A 20832-nucleotide genomic window follows, 5' to 3' on the forward strand; every position below is an offset into this window, starting at 1 on the left:
AGCGCGCAAATGACACGGATCCCTATGGTGAGGGGGCTCGCTCCCGAGGGGCCGGCTCTGCCATTGAGGGGCGTGTCAGGCTGGACCTCTCGGGAGCAAGCCCCCTTACATAGGGTAGCGCTCCTGCATTTCGTCATGATCTGGAGCCGATCGATGTCACTGTCCAGCGGGCTGATTGCTGCGGCCGCCCTGGTCTATATGGCCGTCATGCTTGCCATTGCCTCTTACGGTGACCGTCGCCGTGCACCGCTGCGCCCGCGTGTGCGGGCCTGGGTGTACAGCCTGTCGTTGGCCGTGTATTGCTCGAGCTGGACATTTTTCGGCGCCGTCGGCCAGGCCGCCGAGCAGCTCTGGTCATTCCTGCCGATCTACCTGGGCCCCTTGTTGCTGATGTTGCTGGCACCCTGGGTGCTGCAAAAAATGGTGCTGATCAGCAAACAGGAAAACATCACCTCCATTGCCGATTTCATCGCTGCGCGCTATGGCAAGTCCAACGCCCTGGCGGTGGCCGTGGCGCTGATCTGCCTGGTGGGTGTGCTGCCCTATATCGCCCTGCAACTCAAAGGCATCGTCCTGGGGATCAACCTGCTGATCGGCGAAGGCCCCGACGCTGCCGGCATCCACGTGCAAGACACCGCCATGGTGGTGTCGCTGGTGCTGGCGCTGTTTACCATCGCCTTCGGCACGCGTTCGCTGGACGTCACCGAACACCACCGCGGCATGATGCTGGCCGTCGCGTTCGAAGCCATCATCAAGCTGATAGCCTTCATCGCTGTGGGGGTCTTCGTCACCTACGGCCTGTACGATGGCTTTGGCGATCTTGTCACTCAGTCCATGCTGACCCCACGCCTGGCGACCTACTGGCAAGAGACGATCAATTGGCCCTCGATGGTGGTGCAGAGCGGCGTCGCCATGATGGCGATCATCTGTCTGCCGCGGCAGTTTCACGTCACCGTGGTCGAGAACATAGAGCCGCAGGATCTGCGCCTGGCGCGCTGGGTATTCCCCGCGTACCTGGTGCTGGCCGGGCTGTTCGTGGTGCCCATCGCCCTGGCCGGGCAGATGCTGCTGCCCGCTTCGGTGATCCCTGACTCCTTCGTCATCAGCCTGCCCCTCGCTCTGGCGCACCCGGCGCTGGCGATGCTGGCCTTCATTGGCGGTGCGTCGGCGGCCGCCGGCATGGTCATCGTCGCCAGCGTGGCGCTGTCGACCATGGTCTCCAACGATATCCTGCTGCCGTGGCTGCTGCGCCGCCAGAATGCCGAGCGACCGTTCGAGCTGTTCCGGCACTGGATGCTGACCGTCAGGCGCGTCAGCATCGTGGTGATCATGCTGCTGGCGTATGTGAGTTACCGCTTGCTGGGCTCCACCACGAGCCTGGCGACCATCGGCCAGATCGCCTTCGCCGCCATCACCCAACTGGCACCGGCGATGATCGGCGCGCTGTACTGGAAACAAGCCAACCGCCGCGGCGTGGTGGCCGGACTCGCGGCCGGGGTGCTGCTGTGGTTCTACGCGCTGGTGCTGCCGCTGGTGGCCCACGGCCTGCAATTGCCGCTCTCGGCGTTTCCGGGCTTGAGCTGGCTGCACAGCAACCCGTGGAACCTGCCGCTTTCGCCCCTGACCCAAGGGGTGATGCTGTCGCTGGCGGGCAACTTCATTCTGTTCGTGTGGGTCTCGGTGCTGACCCGCACGCGGGTTTCCGAACACTGGCAGGCCGGGCGCTTCGTCGGCCAGCAACTCGCCTCGCGGCCCAACAGCCGTACCCTGCTGGCCGTACAGATCAAAGACTTGCTGCAACTCGCCGGGCGCTTTGTCGGCGAGGACCGCGCCAGGCAGAGTTTCATGCGCTTTGCCGGGCGCCAGAACAAACCCTTCAACCCCGCTCAGAATGCCGACCGCGACTGGATCGCCCACACCGAGCGCCTGCTGGCCGGCACGCTGGGGACCTCGTCGACGCGGGCGGTGGTCAAGGCTGCTATCGAAGGCCGCGAGATGCAACTCGAGGACGTGGTGCGCATCGCCGACGAAGCCTCCGAGGTGCTGCAGTTCAACCGCGCGCTGCTACAAGGTGCGATTGAAAACATCAACCAGGGCATCAGCGTGGTCGACCAGTCACTGCGTCTGGTGGCCTGGAATCGGCGCTATCTGGAATTGTTCAACTACCCGGACGGCCTGATTGCCGTCGGCCGGCCGATCGCCGACATCATTCGTTTCAATGCCGAACGCGGTTTCTGCGGCCCCGGCGAGCCGGAGGTCCATGTCGCGCGGCGCCTGCACTGGATGCGCCAAGGCCGCGCGCACACCTCCGAACGGCCGTTCCCCAATGGCCAGGTGATCGAGCTGATCGGCAACCCGATGCCGGGCGGCGGCTTCGTCATGAGTTTCACCGACATCACCGCGTTCCGCGAAGCCGAACGCGCGCTCAAGCATGCCAATGAAGGCCTGGAGCAACGGGTGGCCGAACGCACCTTCGAGCTGTCCCAACTGAACGTTGCGCTGACCGAGGCCAAGGGGACTGCGGAGGCCGCCAACCAATCGAAAACCCGATTCCTTGCTGCCGTCGGCCATGATCTGATGCAGCCGCTGAACGCCGCGCGCTTGTTTTCCTCCGCCCTCTCCCACCAGGGCGAAGAACTGTCCGCGCAGGCCCAGCAATTGGTGCAGCACATGGACAGCTCGCTGCGCTCGGCCGAAGATTTGATCAGCGATCTGCTGGATATCTCGCGCCTCGAAAACGGCAAGATCACCCCCGAGCGCAAGCCGTTCGTGGTCAACGAGCTGTTCGCCACCCTGGGCGTCGAGTTCCAGGCCCTGGCCCGCGAGCAGGGCCTGACGTTCAAGGTGCACGGCAGTCGCTTGCGCATCGACAGCGACCAGAAGCTGCTGCGGCGCATCCTGCAGAACTTCCTCACCAACGCCTATCGCTACGGCACAGGCACCGTGGTGCTGGGCGTGCGCCGCAAGGCCGGGCACTTGAGCCTTGAGGTGTGGGATCGCGGCCCGGGCATCGCAGCGGACAAGCTGCAAGTCATCTTTGAAGAGTTCAAGCGCCTGGACAGCCACCAGACCCGTGCCGAAAAAGGTCTGGGACTGGGACTGGCGATCGCCGATGGCCTGTGCCGTGTGCTCAACCATGAACTGCAAGTGCGTTCAAGGCCGGGCCGCGGCAGCGTGTTCAGCGTGCACGTGCCCTTGGCGGTGGACGCGCCCAGCGTGCCTGTCGCCCCCACCCGAACGGGAGACGCCCTGGGTGGCGCGCGGGTCCTGTGCGTCGACAACGAAGACAGCATCCTGATCGGCATGCAGAGCCTGCTCAGCCGTTGGGGGTGCCAGGTCTGGACGGCACGCAACCGCGACGAATGCCAGATCCTGTTCGCCGACGGCCTGCGTCCGCAGCTGGCACTGGTGGACTTTCACCTCGACGCCGGTGACACCGGTACCGAGCTGATGGCCTGGCTGCGCACCTGCCTGAACGAGCCGGTACCCGGCGTGGTGATCAGTGCCGACGGACGCCCGGAGACGCTCGCTCTGGTCAACGCCGCCGGGCTCGACTATCTGGCCAAACCGGTCAAGCCGGCGGCGTTACGGGCTTTACTCAACCGGTACTTGAGCCACGCCTGACGGGTGCTGGGGTACGTCATCGGCGGCGGGTGCGTGCGCATCTTCCATGGCGCGCTCGAGCAGGTCGGCCGGCAGGCTCTTGCTGGCCCGCGCGCCGAGCAACTTCAATTGTTCGCTGCGGCTGACCAGGTTGCCGCGGCCCTGGGTAAGCTTGTTGCGCGCCGAGCTGTAGGCCTTGTCCAATTGCTGCAGGCGATTGCCGACCTCGTCCAGGTCCTGAATGAACAGCACGAACTTGTCGTACAGCCAACCGGCGCGCTCGGCGATCTCGCGGGCGTTCTGGCTTTGTCGCTCCTGCTTCCACAAGCTGTCGATCACCCTTAAGGTCGCCAGCAAGGTGGTCGGGCTGACAATCACGATCTGCCGGTCGAAGGCCTCCTGGAACAACCCCGGCTCGGCCTGCAGTGCTGCCGAAAAAGCGGCTTCGATCGGTACGAACAACAGCACAAAATCCAGGCTGTGCAAGCCTTCGAGGCGGTTGTAGTCCTTGCCTGAAAGGCCTTTGACGTGATTGCGCAACGACAGCACGTGCTGCTTGAGCGCCGCCTGGGACACCGCCGGGTCGTCGCTCGAAACATACTGCTGGTAGGCCGTGAGGCTCACTTTCGAGTCGACCACCACCTGCTTGTCGCCAGGCAGCATGATCAGCACATCCGGCTGGAAGCGCTCGCCATCGGGGCCTTTGAGGCTGACCTGCGTCTGGTATTCGCGGCCTTTTTCCAGCCCGGCATGTTCGAGCACCCGCTCGAGGATCAACTCGCCCCAGTTGCCTTGGGTCTTCTGGCCCTTGAGCGCCTGGGTAAGGTTCTTTGCCTCGTCGCCCAGGCGCAGGTTGAGCTGCTGCAGGCGCTCCAGCTCCTTGGCCAGCGAGAAACGCTCGCGGGCTTCCTGCTGATAGCTTTCTTCGACGCGCTTTTCGAACGACTGGATGCGCTCCTTGAGCGGGTCGAGCAGTTGCCCCAGGCGCTGCTGGCTGGTCTCGGCGAAACGCTGCTCGCGCTCATCGAAAATCTTGCCTGCCAGCTCGGCGAATTGTGCGCGCAGTTCATCCCGCGAACCCTGCAGATCGGCAAGACGCTGCTGATGGCTTTCCTGCTGCTCGCGCAGTTCGGCGGTGAGCCCGGCACACTGGGCATCCAGACGCCGCACTTCGGCCTCCCGTGCGCTGCGCTCCAGTGACCAGCCATGGGCCGCGTCGCGCGCGTTGTCACGGTCGATCTGCAACAGTTCGAGCTCGCGGGCCTGGGCTGCCAACGAGGATTGCTTGAGGGCATTGGCCTGGCTCAAGTCGCTGATTTCGTCACGGCTGCTTTCCAGTTGCGCCGCCAGGCCATCCTGGGCCATTTGCGCCGTGGCCAGACGCTCGTCAAGCAACGCCAGTTCACTTTGCGCCGCCATGACCCGCCGCTGCAGAGTCCACGCCAACGCCACACAGGGCACCACCGCTGCCAGCAGCCCCCACACCATACTGGTGATATCCACCGCCATAACCGCACCATCCACACATTGAAGGCGTCAGTCTGAGGCCGATGGCCCCCCCAGGCAAACCTGGCAGTCAGGTGGGCAGGCAGCGCCACAGGATGGCGCACGGTCAGTAAGGCTGAAAAAAGGCTCTATCGATAGATTTTTTCTTTCGATACAGTTTTTTTTGCCATCCGAGAGGAGGTGTTTCAAGCGGCAGAAAATTGCCAGTCTGGCGTTGTGCACAACGGGAAAAGTCACTGCCTAGAATGATGCTACGGCGGCACCCGCGGTCTAGAGCAACCGCACGGGACAATCCACAGAAGCTGTGGATAACTCAGTGGACAACCCGCCCTCACGCCCCGCAAAGGCTTATGGAACGGGGCCTGCGGTCAAACTGTCGATTTTTTCACCAATTAAAAAAAGCGTTTTTTTTCATTGACTTAAATTTGCAAAAACGGTTAGCCCGGTGCGGAGCCGTTCTCGTTACCGCCAGGTGACACTTTAGACCGCAATGTGTACAACCGCCCTAAAGCAAGGCAACGGCACGCACCAATATCGTTCTGCGGGGTACTACTGTTGAAACATCCAGTCTATTACCGGGGGTATGCAAGGTTTCTCAAACGAGGCACACTGGTTGGCTGCTCGTCTGGTAGTTTTTGCTTGATTTCAAAAACGACTTGCGATAGGCCCACTCGATCAGGTAGGCTTCTCCACAGTTAGTACCAAGCTGAAAGTCAATTTTGGCCGTCGCTGTCCTCCAGCCCCTTCTTCCGCCGCCTGCCAGCGCATTGTCGTTGCAGTCTCGCGAATCTCCGCGCTGAACCCAGGACCACCTCCGGCCTACACGATGGTTTCCAGGTAACCCCTGCCTCCGGCTTCACATGGATGAAGCACATCACGGAGCAGCCGCGTTATCCGGCAATACCAAGCCGCAGATTGATCAGGATATCCACCCAGGGCAATGGACCTTTTCCCTGACGTGTCGCCTGTCACCCCACGTACCGACCTGTCGCTTCGACTGCCATCACTTACCCCGGCGTCGCCCGACAGATTTGTTCCAGCCAGGTTCTTCGCACGGCCATTTCTGGTCGGCGTTTGCTGGAACGTTTTCGATTTGCGCGGATCCTATTCGCGTATTCAGCAGGAACACCCATAACATGACTCATACTTTTCATACTCAGGATGCTATCCGCACCCTCACCAACGCCTTTGCTCCACTGAACTGCCTGATCGGGGCAGCACGCAATGGCTGCTTCAGCTTCACTCTGGTCGACGAGCACGGCATCGCCCGCCGCAGCGAGCGCCTGTACCCTGAACAGTACGCCAGCGCCGAACCGCTGCAAGCGATCATCGACCGTACGCGTCAGGCGCTGGTTGCCTGATAGCGCCTCTCGAGCGCCCTTGGTTGTAAGGTGCAAGGCAACGCCTCGGCTGGCAAGCTGGGAGATTCGATGGTATTGGGCCAGCAGCATCAGTGATGATGCCAAGCCCTGACCACCCATCGAATACCCTTCGTAACAAGCCTTTACATCATCTCTCTCTGACTACACTCGAACATGAGCGGCAGGAGCCGCTTACAGGCGGGCCCCCGATCCATCGCTGCCAGGCGCCGGGCCCGCCGTTCTTTTGTCAGGGAAACGATCCCCCTGTTGAAACGCTTTGAATTGAATCAACCCGCGACTGCCCTCGGTCTTTGTGGGATCTTTTCGTGCGCCGACGAACCGGTGGGAGCCTGTTGATGACACCAATAATGAGTGACGCAAAAGTGAGCAAACAAACGTTTGATCATCACTGCTGCGTATCCATTGATGGTGTTTCATTCAAGACACAAATAAAGCCCCCATGTTCGTCGGATTGTCCTACAAAACCGCTCTATCTCGTGCGATTCAGCCTATAGCGCTAATGTGAAAATGTTGGTAGTTTCGCCTTGGTGATCACCATGGAGTTCAACAATAATGAAAAAAGCAATGATCAAGACCAGCCTCAGTCTCGCAGTGACTCTTGCCTCCACTCAACTCTTCGCTTCCGGCTTCGCCCTGAACGAACAAAGCATCAGCGGTATGGGTGTCGGCTTCGCCGGCCGCTCCTCTTCCGCCGACGACGCCAGCACCGTGTACGGCAACCCTGCCGGCATGTCGCGCCTCAAGCGTGAACAGATCACCGTCGGCGCCGCGGCGGTCATCGCCAAGACCGACATTTCTGGAAGCAGTACCACCAACACCGGCAGTAACAACGGCGACATGGTTCCCGTTGTTGGTGTGCCCATGGGCTACTACGTCAAACCCATCGACGATCACTGGGCAGTGGGTTTCGGCGTTTACGCCCCATTCGGCCTGAAGACCGAATACGAGAACGGCTTCCAGGGCCGCTACTTCGCCCATGACAGCAAAGTGCAGGTCGTCACCCTGCAGCCCACCGTCAGCTATGCCTTCAACGACAAGGTATCGATTGGTGGTGGCCCGACCTTCAACCGCATCGACGGCACCCTGACCTCGGCACTGCGCAACCCGCTGGGCGGCGCCGACGGCAAAGCCTCGATCAAGGGCGACGACACTGCAGTCGGCTACAACATCGGTATCCTGGTACAGGCGACAGACAAGACTCGTCTGGGCCTGGTCTACCACTCGATGGTCGATTACAAGCTCAAGGGCAGCACCAAGGTCAGCCTGGGTGCATTGAATCCTCTGCTGGGCAGCCGCGATTACGACGCCAGCCTGAACATCAAGACGCCAGAAAGCATCGACGCCTCCTTCACCCATGAGCTGACCGATCAGTGGACTCTCTATGGTGGCAGCACCTGGACGCGCTGGAGCCGACTGAAGGACATCACCGTCAACAATACCGGCAATCTCGGGGTCATTGGCGCAGGGCAGTTCGGTACCATCAGCGAACAGGAAAACTGGCACGACACCTGGTCTCATGCGGTTGGCGCTTCCTACAAGGTCAACAAGCAATGGACCCTGCGCACCGGCTTCTCGGTGGACCAGTCGCCCACCAACAACACCGATCGCTCGCCGCGCATTCCTACGGGCGACCGCATGGCGGTCAGCTTCGGCGCAGGCTGGTCGCCAACCGATGACGTGACCATCGACCTGGCATATTCCTACCTCAAGGAAGAGGCCGTTACCGTCGACCAGAGCAATCCTCGCAAAGGCACCTACGACGCTCGCTACCGCAACAGCGCCCACGGCCTGGGTGCCGGCCTGACTTATCGCTTCTGATAGTCATCGCTGACAAAAAACGCATCCTCGGATGCGTTTTTTTATGCCTGCCGATAGCACTTCAGCACAGTGCGCCCAGTTGCATCAGCGCCATGCCGCTGTGCTGCCAACCCCACCAGACCAGCGCCAATGCGCTAGCGCCAGCGCAGCACAACAGCCAGCGCAGCCCATGACGAATCATGCGGCTGCCATCTGCAAGCGGGCCACAGGGTGCTCACGCACGGGCCAGTTGAGCACCGCGGCGATCAGGCTGAGGGCAATGGATATCTGCCAGATCAGTGTATAGCTGCCGGTATGATCGTAAACCACTCCACCCAGCCAACCGCCCAGAAAAGCGCCCAACTGGTGGAACAGGAAGACGATACCGCCCAGCATCGACAGGTTGCGCACGCCGAACAGTGTCGCCACCGTGCCGTTGGTCAACGGAACAGTCGACAGCCACAGCAGGCCCATGGCGATACCGAACAGATAGGCACTGGTCACCGTCACCGGCGCCCACAGGAACAGGCTGATAACCACCGCCCGCAGCAGATACAGCCCCGCCAGCAAGCGCGGCTTGGAACGTCGACCGCCAAGCCAGCCCGCGATGTAGGTCCCGAATACGTTGAACAGGCCTACCAGCGCCAGCACGGTGGTACCGACCACGGCCGGCAGGTGCTGGTCGACCAGATAAGACGGCAAGTGCACGCCGATAAATACCACCTGGAACCCACACACGAAGAAGCCCAGGGACAGCAGCCAGAAACCGCTATGGGAAGAGGCCTCCTTGAGCGCCTCTTTGAGTGTTTGCTCGGTGCCGGCCACTGCGGGCGAAGGCTGGTCACGCAACATGGCCACCAGAGGCAGGATCAACGCGGCCAGCAGCCCCAGGACCAACAGGGCCCCCGACCAACCGAGCCAACTGATCAGGCCCAAGGTGCCCGGCAACATGGCGAACTGACCGAATGAACCTGCGGCAGCAGCGATCCCCATGGCCATGCTGCGTTTTTCCGCCGGGACGGCACGCCCCACCACACCCAGAATCACTGAAAATGAAGTCCCCGAAAGGCCGATGCCGATGAGTATCCCGGCGCTCAGGGACAGCGACCAAGCCGAGTCAGCCTGGGACATCAACAACAACCCCGCCGCGTACAGCACGCCACCGGTCAGCACCGTGCGCCGTGCCCCGAAGCGATCGGCCAAGGCTCCGGCAAACGGTTGCGCCAACCCCCACATCAGATTCTGCAGCGCAATAGCAAAGGCGAAAAGCTCCCTACCCCAGCCAAACTGCGCGCTCATCGGCGCAAGGAACAGCCCGAAACCGTGGCGAATGCCCAGCGAAAGCGCCAGGATCAACGCGCTGCCGAGCAGCACCCAGCCACAGCTGCGCCAAAGAGAAGTCATTATTGTTATCCCCAGCGAATAATTTGAAACATGGGTATATACCCGTATTGCATTAAAAGGCAAGTACCTTGCTTGCCACTGTCGAACTGCCTATAGCGGGGTTGCAGATGGCCTGTTCGCGAGCAAGCTTTGCCCACAGGTGTACCACTCTAGATCGACAAATACTGTGGCAGCAAAGACCCGTAGCTCAGCGCAGCGGCTGGATCAAACAATCACCACTAAATGACTACGGCCAGCAGCGCAGTTAGCTCAAGCAGCTCCAACAGCGCCCCAGCGGTATCCCCCGTGGTGCCGCCCAACCGACGCACCATCAACTGCCGCAGCCAAAAGAACACCACGGCGGCAACGGCCAGCATCCCTGGGCCCACCCAGTACCAACAGGCGATCCCGCTCACCAGCAGCACCGCGCGCCCCGCCGGGCGCGGCAGGTGATCGGCCAACGCCTGCCCCAATCCTCCCGCGCGTACATAAGGCGTACAGAGAAACAAACCCAGCAGACCCGCCCGCCCCACCACCGGCACCATCACCAACAACCCCGCCTCACCGCGCTCGAGCAACACCACCAAGGCGCAAAACTTGAGCAGCAATACCAGCACCAGGGTCACCACCGCGATAGGGCCGCTGCGCGGGTCCTTCATGATCTCGAGGGTGCGCGCCCGGTCACCGAAACCACCCAGCCAGGCATCAGCACTGTCGGCCAGCCCATCCAGATGCAACGCTCCGCTCAGCAAGACCCAGGCACTGAGCAACAACGCCGCTTGCAACATCGGCGGCGTAGCGCCCAGCGCCAGGTGGAGCAACCACAGCAGCCCGCCAAACAGCAGCCCCACCAAGGGGTAGCACAGCAACGAACGGCCCATGGCCTGGGGTGACGGCATGCCAGGCAAGGTCACCGGCAGGCTGCTGAGAAACTGCAAGGCAATCCAGAACGGCAACATCAGATCGGCTCACGCAAAATGCCGCCCGCCTCGATCTGCAGCGCCATCAACGCGCCGTGGCGCACCTCCACTTGCAGTAACTGCTCGCGCGGCAGGCCGCGGGCCTGAGCCAGCAGCAGACGCATCACCCCACCATGGGTGATCAGCAGCAAGCGCTGCCCGGCGTAGGCTTCATACAAGCGGTCGATGGCGGCCAACACGCGCTCGCGAAACGCCAGCACCGGCTCGCCCCCGGGTGGTGTGAAGCTGTAGGGATCGCTCCAGAACAGCCCCAGACCGCGCTCGTCGGTCTCCATCAACTGCGCCGGGCTGTGGCACTCCCAAGCGCCGAAATGCAGCTCCTGCAGATCCTTTTCGTACACCAGCGGCAGTTCGAGTGCCTGCATCAACGACTCAGCGTAACGCGCGCAGCGCTGCAAGGGCGAGGTCACGATCGCGTCCCAGGGCCCCTTCGCCAGCACCGCATCACGCATTTGCCCCCAGCCCCGCGCCGTCAGGGCATCGTCGGTGCTGCCGCGCAAGCCGCCGCCCTGTTCGGTCTCGCCATGACGCAGCATATCCAGCCACAGTGTCATGCTGGACGATCCGCCACGGCCGCCTCGGCGAAAGTCGCCATCTGCCCGTGGGTGGCACAGGCCAGGCGCAGCAGCGGAACCGCCAGCGCCGCACCACTGCCCTCGCCCAGACGCAGGCCCAGCTCCAGCAATGGCTGCGCTTGCAGTGCAGCCAAGGTAATCCGATGGCCGGGTTCTGCGCCGCGATGACCGAACAGCAGCCAGTCACGGCAGCCAGGATTGAGACGCACGGCCACCAACGCCGCCACTGTGCAGATGAAACCATCCACCAACACCGGCAGACCTTCCTGCGCGCAGGCCAGATAAGCCCCGGCCAATGCGGCCACTTCGAATCCGCCAAAACACAACAGCTGGGTCAGCGGGTCCTTGCCCTGCAACTGGTGCAGGTCCAAGGCCCGCTGCAGCACCTGCGCCTTGTGGCTCACGCCCTTGGCATCGAGCCCGGTACCGGGGCCGGTCAGGTCACTGACCGGGCACTGCAACATCACGCTGGCCAAGGCGCTGGCTGCGGAGGTGTTGCCAATGCCCATTTCGCCACCGATGAACAGCTGCGCACCCGCCGCCAGCGCCCGCCCAACGCTGTCGCGCCCGGCTTGCAGGGCCAACATGCCCTGTGCTCCGGTCATCGCCGGGGTATGCGCGAAGTTGGCGGTACCGGCACCGATGTGCAGGTGCCGCACGCCAGGCAGGTCTTCGGTCAGTGTCGCGGTGCCCAGGTCGACCACTTCGAGCTGCGCATCCAGTTGCCCGGCGAGCACGCTGATGGCCGCGCCACCGCTGACGAAGTTGAGCAGCATCTGCGCCGTCACTTCTTGCGGGAACGGCGACACGCCTTCAGCGACGATGCCATGGTCACCGGCAAAGATACTGATCCAGACCTGATCGACCCGCGGCTTGAGGCGCCCCTGCAGCCCGGCAAGCTGCACCGCGACCTGTTCCAGCTGGCCCAGAGAGCCGGCCGGTTTGGTCAATTGCCGCTGGCGTTCCAGGGCTTGTTGCTGGATCGCTTGATCCACGGGCTGGCAAGGCAGCAGCCACCAGTGTTGACTCATTATCGGGTTCCTTTGAGGGTCAGGGGCAAGCCGGCCACGGTCAGCACCACGCGCTCGCAGCGCTCGGCCAGGGCCTGGTGCAACCAGCCGGCTTCATCGACGTATCGGCGGGTCAACTCGCCCAGGGGTACAACCCCAAGGCCGGTCTCGTTACTGACAAAAATGATGTCGCCGGGCAACTCGGGCAGCACGCGCAACAGCGCGTCGCGCTCGACAGCCAGGCGCGCGCTGTCTTCGAGCATCAACAGGTTGGTGAGCCACAGCGTCAGGCAATCGACCAGCAAACAGCGGCCCGATGCGGCATGGCGCAGCAAGGTATCGGCCAGGGCCAAGGGCTCTTCCACCAGGCCCCAATGGGTCGGGCGACGCTCGCGGTGCACACGCACGCGCTGGTCCATCTCGCCGTCCAGCGGCTGACTGGTGGCTATATAGGTCACCGCCAGGGCGCTATCGTCTGCCAGTTGTTCCGCCAATCGGCTTTTACCCGAGCGGGCACCGCCGAGAATCAATTGCTGCATGTCAAACAGGCTCCTGGGCCAGGCCGCACAAGGTGCGCAACAGGCGCGTATCCAGATGACGCTCCACCAGATCGGCGAGGCGTTCGATATCGGTTTCGCGCAGGGCATGGTAATCGACGCTCTGCACGGCCTCCAGCCCTGCCCAGCGCAACAACGCCACGGACGACGCCGAGGACTCGAACAGGCCATGCAGGTAGGTACACAGAATCTGCCCGTCGCGGCTGATGGCGCCATCATCGCGGCCATCGTCGAGCTGCACCGCCGGGCGCTCAAGGGCAGGCCCCGAGGTCACGCCGGCATGGATTTCATAGCCACTGACGGCAGCGTCTTCAAGCTGCAGCCGGCCACTGACGTTGCGCAGTTGTTTCTCGGCCGCCAGCTCGGTGCTGAACGCCAGCAGACCCAGGCCGGGGCTAGACCCCGCTGGCCCTTCGAGTCCGAGCGGATCATGCAGGTGCTCGCCGAGCATCTGCAGGCCGCCGCAAATGCCCAGCAACTTGCCGCCGTAGCGAAGATGCCGATCGATGGCCGTGGCCCAGCCTTGACTGCGCAGATAGGCCAGGTCGCTGCGCACGCTCTTGGAGCCCGGCAGGATGATCAGATCCGCCGCCGGGATCGTCTCGCCAGGGCCGATGAACTGCAGGTCGACCTGCGGGTGCAGGCGCAACGGGTCGAAATCGGTGTGATTGCTGATCCGCGGCAGCACCGGCACTATGACTTTGAGCACTTGCTGCGCCTTGGCCGTCTGCCGCCGATCGAGGCCGTCCTCGGCTTCCAGATGCAGGTCCATCACATAGGGCAGCACGCCGACCACCGGTTTGCCGGTGCGCTGTTCGAGCCAGTCGAGGCCGGGCTGGAGCAACGCGATGTCACCGCGAAAGCGGTTGATGATGAAACCCTTGACCCGTGCCTGCTCGCTGGGCGACAGCAGTTCCAGCGTGCCGACCAGATGGGCGAAGACCCCGCCACGGTTGATGTCGGCGATCAGCAGCACGTCGCAATCGACGGCTTCGGCGAAGCCCATGTTGGCGATGTCGCCGGCACGCAGGTTGATCTCCGCAGGCGAACCCGCGCCCTCCACCATCACCACCGGCCAGGCGGCGCTCAAACGCTCGTGCGAGGCCAGCACTGCCTGCATGGCCACAGCCTTGTAGTCGTGATAGGCCACGGCGTTCATGGTGGTGACCGCGCGGCCATGGATGATCACCTGGGCGCCGGTGTCGCTGTTGGGTTTGAGCAGCACCGGGTTCATGTCGGTGTGCGGCGCCAGCCCGGCGGCCTGGGCCTGCACCGCCTGGGCCCGGCCGATTTCGCCACCCTCGGCGGTAACGGCGCTGTTGAGCGCCATGTTCTGCGGTTTGAACGGCACCACGCCGACGCCTTGGCGTTTCAGCCAGCGGCACAGCGCGGTGACCAAGGTACTTTTACCGGCATCGGAGGTGGTGCCCTGCACCATCACTGTGGTCATGAAACGACCTCCGTCTGACGATAGGCCGTGAGCGCCGCCTCCAGCCGCTGCCAGTCGGCCTCGACCGCTGGCAGGCCGAAGCGCAGGCTGCTGTTGTGCGCGAACAGCCGCACGAGGATGCTGCGTTCGGCCAGAAAGTCGTGCAGCGGCGCCGCGTGCTCGGTGATCAGCCACTGGAACAGCGCGCAGCCGCCCTGGGGTTGCAAGCCGGCATCGCTCAACAGCCGCACCAGGCGCTCGCTGGCCAGTGCGCAACGAGCCCGTTGCACCGCCTGGGTGGTGCGATCTTCAAGGCACGCCAGGCCCACGGCGCGGATCGGCCCGCCAACAGCCCAGGGCCCGACCTGCTCGGCCAGCAGACGCAGGAGTTTGCTCTCGGCCAGCGCAAAGCCCAGCCGTGCACCGGCCAGGCCGAAAAACTTGCCGAACGAGCGCAGCACGATGAGGCCTGGACGACTGGTGTAACGGCTGATACTGAAAGCGGCCGTAGGGTCCATGAAAGCTTCGTCGACCACCAGCCAGCCACCGCGCTGGCTCAAGCGCTGGTGCCATTCCAGCAGGCGCTCGGGGGGCACCAGGCGGCCGGTGGGATTGTTGGGATTGACCAGCACCAGCACATCGAGGCCGTCGAGGTAATAGTCGACTTCGGCCTCGCGGATCTCGCGCACCAGGTGCCCGCCGCGTCGCCAGGCCTCGGCGTGCTCGGCGTAACAAGGCGACAGCACACCGACCTTGCCGACCTTGCGCAGGCGCGGCAGCAACTGGATGGCCGCTTGCGAGCCGGGCACCGGCAGCACCTGCGGCGCGTCGTAATAGGCGCAGGCCGCCGCCTCGAGGCCGTCATCGGTCTCGGGCAGCCGCGCCCAGGCGTGCATATCTATCGTCGGCACGGTAAACGGCCAAGGGGCGATGCCGGTAGACAGGTCCAGCCAGTGCTCTTGCGCAACACCGTATTGCCGGGCGGCGGCGCGCAGGCGCCCTCCATGTTCAAGCATGCACATAGTCTCCCACGCAGAGCAGCAGTAACCACAGCCAGACGCCCCGTTGCACCAGAGCCCAGCCGCGGTCGATGGACCCGGCATCGGCCGCCGGGCCTGCGCCGAGTATGGCGCGTTCGTGCAGTTCACCGTGATAGATCGCCGGGCCACCGAGTTCGACGCCCAGCGCGCCGGCACCCGCAGCCATCACCGGCCCGGCGTTCGGGCTGTCCCAGTGTGGTGCCTGACTGCGCCAGCACCGCCAGGCCAGGCGGGACTTGCCGAGCAGGGTGTAGGTCAACGCCACCAATCGTGCCGGAATGTAGTTGAGCACATCATCGATGCGCGCCGCCGCCCAGCCAAAGCGCTCGAAGCGTTCGTTGCGATAGCCCCACATGGCGTCGAGGGTATTGCTCAAGCGGTACAGCACCACGCCGGGCACCCCGGCCACCACGAACCAGAAGATGGCCGCGAACACCGCGTCGCTGCCGTTTTCCAGCACCGACTCGGTCGCCGCACGGGCAACCGCGCTGGCGTCGAGTTCGTCGGTCTGGCGGCTGACCAGATAGCCCACACGGCGCCGCGCCTCAGGCAGATCATCGCTGCGCAGCGCCTGAGCCACAGGAGCAACGTGCTCGCCCAGGCTGCGCAGCCCGAGGGCGCAGTACAGCGCCAGCACGGCGACCCCTTCGCCGATCCAGGGCAGACTCGACAGCCAACTGGCGATCAGCGTGATCGGCACCACCGCCAGCACCCAGGCAGTCACACCGTGACTGCGCCAACCGCGCCCGCCACTGTTGAAGCGCCGCTCCAGGCGATTGGCCAGATTACCGAAGGCCACCAGCGGGTGCGCCCGCCGCGGCTCGCCGAGCAAGGCATCGAGGGCCACGCCCGCGACGGTCAACAGGGCAATGCTCATGACGTGTGTCCCCACTGGTTCTCGAACAGCATCTCGCTCAACGGTTGTTCGCTGCGCCAGCCTTCCATCACCAGCATCGGTGCCGGATAAAAGCTTTCTACCGGACCCAGGCAGAGTACCGCCAGCGGCTTGGCACCCGCGGGCAAGTGCAACAGATCGGCCAGCGCCTGGGGTTCGAACACCGAGACCCAGCCCATGCCCAGGCCTTCGACGCGCGCCGCCAGCCACAGGTTCTGGATAGCGCAGGACAACGACGCGAGGTCCATTTCCGGCAAGGTCCGGCGCCCGAACACATGGGCGTCGCGGCCATCCATCAAGGCGGCGACCAGCACTTCGGCGCACTCGTCGATGCCCTCGACCTTGAGCTTCATGAATTCATCAGAACGCTCGCCGAGGGCTTCGGCAGTGCGCAGGCGTTCAGCCTCCACCAGCGCCTTGATCTGCGTGCGCAGGGCCGGGTCGGTGATACGGATGAAACGCCAAGGCTGCATCAGGCCGACGCTGGGCGCGTGATGGGCAGCCGCCAGCACCCGCGCCAGCAGCTCGGGAGCCACCTGGCCACCGGCGAAATGGCGCATGTCGCGGCGCTCGGCGATGGCGCGGTAGACCGCTGCGCGCTCGGCGTCGGAGAAGGCGTTATCAGTCATGTTGTCTCAGTAAACCTGTAGCGAGGGGGCTTGCCCCCGAAAATATTTCGGCAATTGCGGTGCGCTTGATCGGGCCTGTCGGGGCAAGCCCCCTCGCTACAACGGCGATCGAGATCATCAAGCAGATGTCGGCGCGAACAACGCCGCAACAGCCTGCGGGTTCGACGGGAAATAGAAGTGCACGTAAGACGCCGTCATCCGCCCGATTCGATACACCGCTTCGGCGCCGCGCCCGCCATTGGGGCTGATGCCACGGGCGATGGGCTGGCATTCACTGCTGGTCAATGAATGATGATAGGTATGGCCGCGCAGCGCCCCCTCCGGCAGCTCTACCGTTTGCAGCGCAAGCGCCGCCAGGCGTTTTTGCATCACCGCCTCACCGCTCAAGAGCCCCACCAGGGGCGCGCGGACGCCTTCTACATCGGTCAGTGCGTCGAGCAGATAGAGCATGCCGCCACACTCCGCAAGCATGGGCTTGTCGGCCGCATGGTGGGCGCGGATGCCCTTGAGCACGCCATGGTTTTCAGCCAGTGCGAGGTGATGCAGTTCAGGGTAGCCGCCGGGCAGATAGAGGCTGTCGCAGGCGGGCAGTTCGCCGTCGTGGATGGGTGAGAAGAACACCAGCTCGGCGCCCATGGCCCGCAGCAAATCAAGACTGGCGCCGTAGGTAAAGGCGAACGCTTCGTCATGGGCCACCGCAATGCGCACGCCCGCCAGCAGCGGTTCGGCCACCACCAGGGTGGGCGCAGCAAAGCTTACCGGCGGCGGCAGCGCCACTTCGCAACTGCCGCCAAGGGCCTTGGCGGCCGCGTCCAGGCGCGCATCCAGGTCATTCAGCTCGCTGGCCTGCACCAGCCCCAGATGACGGCTGGGCAGCTCGATTGCCAGGTCCCGGGACAACGCACCGTACCAGCGCAGGCCTTCGGTCAGGCTGTTTTCCAGCAGCTGCGCGTGGCGCAAAGTGCCGACCCGATTGGCCAGCACGCCCGCGAACGGCAGATCAGCCTGGTAACGGGCCAGGCCCAGCGCCAGGGCGCCGAACGTCTGGGCCATGGCCGTGCCGTCGATCACCGCCAGCACCGGCACGCCGAAATGCCGCGCCAGATCGGCGCTCGACGGCGTGCCATCGAACAGCCCCATCACGCCTTCGATCAGGATCAGATCAGCCTCGGCGGCAGCTTCCCACAACAGCCGGCGGCTCTCGTCGGCGCCCACCATCCACAGGTCAAGCTGGTACACCGGGGCACCACTGGCGCGTTCGAGGATCATCGGATCGAGAAAATCCGGTCCGCACTTGAATACCCGCACCTTGCGCCCCTGATTGCGATGCAAGCGCGCCAGGGCGGCAGTGACCGTGGTCTTGCCCTGCCCCGAGGCGGGGGCGGCGATCAATACCGCTGGGCATTGACGGGCCTGATTCACAGTTCGACGCCCTTCTGCGCGCCGATACCGGACTGAAACGCGTGCTTGAGCATACCCATTTCAGTGACGGTGTCGCCCAGCTCGATCATCTCCGGCTTGGCACCGCGACCGGTGACGATCACGTGCTGCATGGCCGGGCGCGCTTGCAGGTCGCTGAGCACACGGTCAAGGTCGAGGTAGCCGTGCTTGAGGGCGATGTTCAATTCATCGAGCACCACGAAGTGAATGGCCGGGTCCTGGAGCATCTGCAGGGACACCTCCCAGGCAGCTTCGGCGGCGGCGATATCGCGCTGGCGGTCCTGAGTTTCCCAGGTGAAGCCCTCGCCCATGACGTGGTAGCGCACCTGCTCGGGGAAGCGGCGGAAGAACAATTCTTCCCCGGTGCTGTTGCGGCCCTTGATGAACTGCACCACACCGCATTGCATGCCGTGGCCCATGGCACGGGCCAGCATGCCGAACGCCGAACTGCTCTTGCCTTTGCCATTGCCGGTCAGCACCAGCAGGAGGCCACAGGCGTTGGGCGCGTTGGCGATACGCTCGTCGATCACGGCTTTTTTACGCAGCATGCGCGCGATATGGCGCTCGTCGCGCTCGATGGATTCAGTCATGGCAGCCTCCGCTACTGGTGCACGCAGACGGCATCGACGCACGAACGGTGCCCGCGCCGCCCGTGTCGAGGACAGGGCGCGCGGGCGGCTCGCTGAATATCGTCGATGCCGCTCTCACCCGCGCGACAGTCAATTGAATAAAAGCGTCCAGGCCGGTCTCCGGGCTCATGAGCGGGGCAGTCACACCCAGGCGGCGCGCCTTCCCGAACCCCGAAGGACCAGTGGCGACGTGCGCGGCCTTGACTCATTTACCGTTGCGGGGGCAGCGCCGGAATCGCGAGGCTATGCTCGCTCACCGGCTTCCCTGTTTCACTCGACCCGCCGTGGGGCGGCCGAGCACCTGAAACACGCCGCGAAGGTTAGAGGGTTGGCGGGTAAGCGTCAAATGAAGCCGCTGGGTGGGACGGGGGCATGCGGTGAAGCAATTGGCCCCTTCGCGAGCAAGCTTTGCTCCCTCGGTACACAGTTGCAGCGTCGTACACCTGTGAGCGCCAGGCTTGCCCGCAAAGGGGCCAGTCTGGCGCGCTCACATTCACCGGAACCTACACCGCGATCAATACCTCTACCGCTCAAGCGCAGCATGCACTGCACATAACAAGACCAATGGGAAACACAGGGAACCTGCCATGCACATCACTCGCCTCGCCGCGCTGATCAGTCTCAGCGCCGCCCTCGCCGCCTGCGGCGAAACCTCCAGTTTGCAAGTCAGCGACGGCACCGGCCCCAGGCCTGAACTGCCGCCGCCCAACAAGACCTTGCTGCCCACCGTCAACATCGCCCCAGCCGTCGGCTGGCCCGAAGGCGCCAAACCTGTCGCCGCACCGGGCACCCAGGTGGCGGTGTTCGCCCGCGAATTGCATCACCCACGCTGGTTGTACGTATTGCCCAACGGCGACGTGCTGGTGGCCGAGACCGACGCCCCGCCCAAACCCGACGACAGCAAAGGGATCAAGGGCTGGATCGCCAAGAAGGTCATGAGCCGCGCCGGTTCAGGCGTACCCAGCCCCAACCGCATCACCCTGTTGCGCGACAAGGACGGCGACGGGGTGGCCGAAACCCGCAGTATGTTCCTGAGCAACCTCAACTCGCCGTTCGGCATGGTGCTGGTCGGCGATGACCTGTACGTGGCCGATACCGACCAGTTGCTGCACTTCAAATATGCCCAGGGTGCCAGCTCGATCACCACCCCCGGCGACAAGATCGTCGACCTGCCGGGCGGGACCATCAATCACCACTGGACCAAAAACGTCATTGCCAGCCAGGACGGCAAGAAGCTTTACGTCACCGTCGGCTCCAACAGCAACGTCGCGGAAAACGGCCTGGAGGCCGAGAAAGGCCGCGCGGCGATCTGGGAAGTCGACCCGCTCACCCATCAGCAACGGATTTTCGCCTCCGGCCTGCGCAACCCCAACGGCCTGGCCTGGGAGCCCAGGACCGGTGCCTTGTGGACCGCGGTCAACGAGCGTGACGAGATCGGCAGCGACCTGGTGCCGGACTACATCACCTCGGTCAAGGACGGCGCCTTTTATGGCTGGCCCTTCAGCTATTACGGGCAGCATGTGGACGAGCGCGTGAGCCCGCCGAACCCCGAACTGGTGGCCAAGGCGATTGCCCCCGACTACGCCGTCGGGCCGCACACGGCGTCACTGGGACTGGCGTTTGCCGAGGCCAATGCGTTGCCCGCACCTTTTACCGATGGCGCGTTCATCGGCCAGCATGGCTCGTGGAATCGCAAACCGCACAGCGGCTACAAAGTGCTGTTCGTACCGTTTGCCGACGGCAAGCCGAGCGGGTCGCCGGTGGATCTGTTGACGGGCTTCCTGGATAAGGACGAGAACGCCATGGGCCGGCCGGTGGGCGTGGTGGTCGATCACCGCGGCGGGGTGTTGGTGGCGGACGACGTGGGTAATCGTATCTGGCGGGTGACGGCGGTGAAGCAGTAGGCGAAATGTTGCAGGATCACTCTGTGGTGAGGGGGCTTGCTCCCCCACCACAGAGAATGGCGACTAGCGCGTC

16 protein-coding genes and 1 riboswitch are annotated in these 20832 nt (G+C 63.9%); of the genes, 4 read left to right on the forward strand and 12 right to left on the reverse strand.

The window, feature by feature from the left end; genetic code table 11:
* The first annotated feature begins 153 nt into the window (after nt 1-153).
* Complete coding sequence (locus tag REH34_RS06530; RefSeq protein ID WP_311971149.1) at nt 154-3624, forward strand: NahK/ErcS family hybrid sensor histidine kinase/response regulator; 3471 nt, start codon at nt 154-156, stop codon at nt 3622-3624.
* On the opposite strand, the gene rmuC is transcribed toward REH34_RS06530, so the two are convergent.
* Nucleotides 3595-4998, reverse strand: coding sequence for a DNA recombination protein RmuC (gene rmuC / locus REH34_RS06535; RefSeq protein WP_311972054.1), 1404 nt, complete (start codon nt 4996-4998; stop codon nt 3595-3597). The genes REH34_RS06530 and rmuC overlap by 30 nt on opposite strands.
* 1247 nt (nt 4999-6245) lie before the next feature.
* Between rmuC and REH34_RS06540 the strand changes: the two genes are divergently transcribed.
* Entirely contained in the window at nt 6246-6470 is a 225-nt protein-coding gene (locus REH34_RS06540) for a hypothetical protein (RefSeq protein ID WP_226505847.1), read from the forward strand.
* A 573-nt stretch (nt 6471-7043) separates the two neighbouring features.
* On the forward strand, nt 7044-8309 hold the full coding sequence (locus REH34_RS06545) for an outer membrane protein transport protein (protein ID WP_311971150.1): 1266 nt from the start codon (nt 7044-7046) through the stop codon (nt 8307-8309).
* 177 nt (nt 8310-8486) lie between these two features.
* Here the strand turns inward: REH34_RS06545 and REH34_RS06550 are convergent, their stop codons facing one another.
* From REH34_RS06550 to cobO, 11 genes are all read right to left on the reverse strand, one after another.
* The gene (locus REH34_RS06550) at nt 8487-9692 is read right to left on the reverse strand and encodes an MFS transporter (protein WP_311971151.1); all 1206 of its coding nucleotides are present in this window, start codon (nt 9690-9692) and stop codon (nt 8487-8489) included.
* 218 nt (nt 9693-9910) lie between these two features.
* Nucleotides 9911-10630 (reverse strand): adenosylcobinamide-GDP ribazoletransferase, encoded by a 720-nt coding sequence (locus REH34_RS06555; RefSeq protein WP_311971152.1) that lies wholly within the window; start codon nt 10628-10630, stop codon nt 9911-9913.
* Nucleotides 10630-11205 (reverse strand): alpha-ribazole phosphatase family protein, encoded by a 576-nt coding sequence (gene cobC, locus REH34_RS06560; RefSeq protein ID WP_311971153.1) that lies wholly within the window; start codon nt 11203-11205, stop codon nt 10630-10632. Before cobC ends, REH34_RS06555 begins: the two co-directional genes overlap by 1 nt.
* Complete coding sequence (gene cobT / locus REH34_RS06565) at nt 11202-12257, reverse strand: nicotinate-nucleotide--dimethylbenzimidazole phosphoribosyltransferase (RefSeq protein ID WP_226505852.1); 1056 nt, start codon at nt 12255-12257, stop codon at nt 11202-11204. The genes cobC and cobT overlap by 4 nt, the downstream gene beginning before the upstream one ends.
* Entirely contained in the window at nt 12257-12775 is a 519-nt protein-coding gene (gene cobU, locus REH34_RS06570) for a bifunctional adenosylcobinamide kinase/adenosylcobinamide-phosphate guanylyltransferase (RefSeq protein WP_226505853.1), read from the reverse strand. Before cobU ends, cobT begins: the two co-directional genes overlap by 1 nt.
* Nucleotide 12776: 1 nt before the next feature.
* Nucleotides 12777-14243, reverse strand: a complete 1467-nt coding sequence (locus REH34_RS06575) for a cobyric acid synthase (RefSeq protein ID WP_311971154.1) — start codon at nt 14241-14243, stop codon at nt 12777-12779.
* A complete protein-coding gene (cobD, locus tag REH34_RS06580; protein WP_311971155.1) occupies nt 14240-15238 on the reverse strand; it encodes a threonine-phosphate decarboxylase CobD in 999 nt (332 codons plus the stop codon). Before cobD ends, REH34_RS06575 begins: the two co-directional genes overlap by 4 nt.
* On the reverse strand, nt 15231-16139 hold the full coding sequence (gene cbiB / locus REH34_RS06585; protein ID WP_311971156.1) for an adenosylcobinamide-phosphate synthase CbiB: 909 nt from the start codon (nt 16137-16139) through the stop codon (nt 15231-15233). The genes cobD and cbiB overlap by 8 nt, the downstream gene beginning before the upstream one ends.
* Nucleotides 16136-16786, reverse strand: a complete 651-nt coding sequence (gene bluB / locus REH34_RS06590) for a 5,6-dimethylbenzimidazole synthase (RefSeq protein WP_226505857.1) — start codon at nt 16784-16786, stop codon at nt 16136-16138. Before bluB ends, cbiB begins: the two co-directional genes overlap by 4 nt.
* A 117-nt stretch (nt 16787-16903) precedes the next feature.
* Entirely contained in the window at nt 16904-18208 is a 1305-nt protein-coding gene (locus REH34_RS06595; protein WP_311971157.1) for a cobyrinate a,c-diamide synthase, read from the reverse strand.
* Nucleotides 18205-18816: a cob(I)yrinic acid a,c-diamide adenosyltransferase gene (gene cobO / locus REH34_RS06600; protein WP_226505859.1), complete on the reverse strand. Its 612-nt coding sequence runs from the start codon at nt 18814-18816 to the stop codon at nt 18205-18207. The genes REH34_RS06595 and cobO overlap by 4 nt, the downstream gene beginning before the upstream one ends.
* 132 nt (nt 18817-18948) lie before the next feature.
* A riboswitch (cobalamin riboswitch) is annotated at nt 18949-19175 on the reverse strand.
* Between the two features lie 267 nt (nt 19176-19442).
* Between cobO and REH34_RS06605 the strand changes: the two genes are divergently transcribed.
* Nucleotides 19443-20759 carry a sorbosone dehydrogenase family protein gene (locus REH34_RS06605; RefSeq protein ID WP_311971158.1) on the forward strand — a complete coding sequence of 439 codons (1317 nt, stop codon included), beginning with the start codon at nt 19443-19445 and terminating at the stop codon, nt 20757-20759.
* Nucleotides 20760-20832 lie beyond the last annotated feature (73 nt).

Origin of the sequence: Pseudomonas baltica (assembly GCF_031880315.1) — a bacterium.
In the GTDB taxonomy this organism is placed as follows: domain Bacteria; phylum Pseudomonadota; class Gammaproteobacteria; order Pseudomonadales; family Pseudomonadaceae; genus Aquipseudomonas.

Bases quoted from the DNA above. Each gene is read 5' to 3' on its own strand.
- REH34_RS06530 (WP_311971149.1), top strand. From the start codon at position 154: ATGTCACTGTCCAGCGGGCTGATTGCTGCGGCCGCCCTGGTCTATATG.
- REH34_RS06540 (WP_226505847.1), top strand. From the start codon at position 6,246: ATGACTCATACTTTTCATACTCAGGATGCTATCCGCACCCTCACCAAC.
- REH34_RS06545 (WP_311971150.1), top strand. From the start codon at position 7,044: ATGAAAAAAGCAATGATCAAGACCAGCCTCAGTCTCGCAGTGACTCTT.
- REH34_RS06550 (WP_311971151.1), bottom strand. From the start codon at position 9,692: ATGACTTCTCTTTGGCGCAGCTGTGGCTGGGTGCTGCTCGGCAGCGCG.
- REH34_RS06555 (WP_311971152.1), bottom strand. From the start codon at position 10,630: ATGTTGCCGTTCTGGATTGCCTTGCAGTTTCTCAGCAGCCTGCCGGTG.
- cobC (WP_311971153.1), bottom strand. From the start codon at position 11,205: ATGACACTGTGGCTGGATATGCTGCGTCATGGCGAGACCGAACAGGGC.
- cobT (WP_226505852.1), bottom strand. From the start codon at position 12,257: ATGAGTCAACACTGGTGGCTGCTGCCTTGCCAGCCCGTGGATCAAGCG.
- cobU (WP_226505853.1), bottom strand. From the start codon at position 12,775: ATGCAGCAATTGATTCTCGGCGGTGCCCGCTCGGGTAAAAGCCGATTG.
- REH34_RS06575 (WP_311971154.1), bottom strand. From the start codon at position 14,243: ATGACCACAGTGATGGTGCAGGGCACCACCTCCGATGCCGGTAAAAGT.
- cobD (WP_311971155.1), bottom strand. From the start codon at position 15,238: ATGCTTGAACATGGAGGGCGCCTGCGCGCCGCCGCCCGGCAATACGGT.
- cbiB (WP_311971156.1), bottom strand. From the start codon at position 16,139: ATGAGCATTGCCCTGTTGACCGTCGCGGGCGTGGCCCTCGATGCCTTG.
- bluB (WP_226505857.1), bottom strand. From the start codon at position 16,786: ATGACTGATAACGCCTTCTCCGACGCCGAGCGCGCAGCGGTCTACCGC.
- cobO (WP_226505859.1), bottom strand. From the start codon at position 18,816: ATGACTGAATCCATCGAGCGCGACGAGCGCCATATCGCGCGCATGCTG.
- REH34_RS06605 (WP_311971158.1), top strand. From the start codon at position 19,443: ATGCACATCACTCGCCTCGCCGCGCTGATCAGTCTCAGCGCCGCCCTC.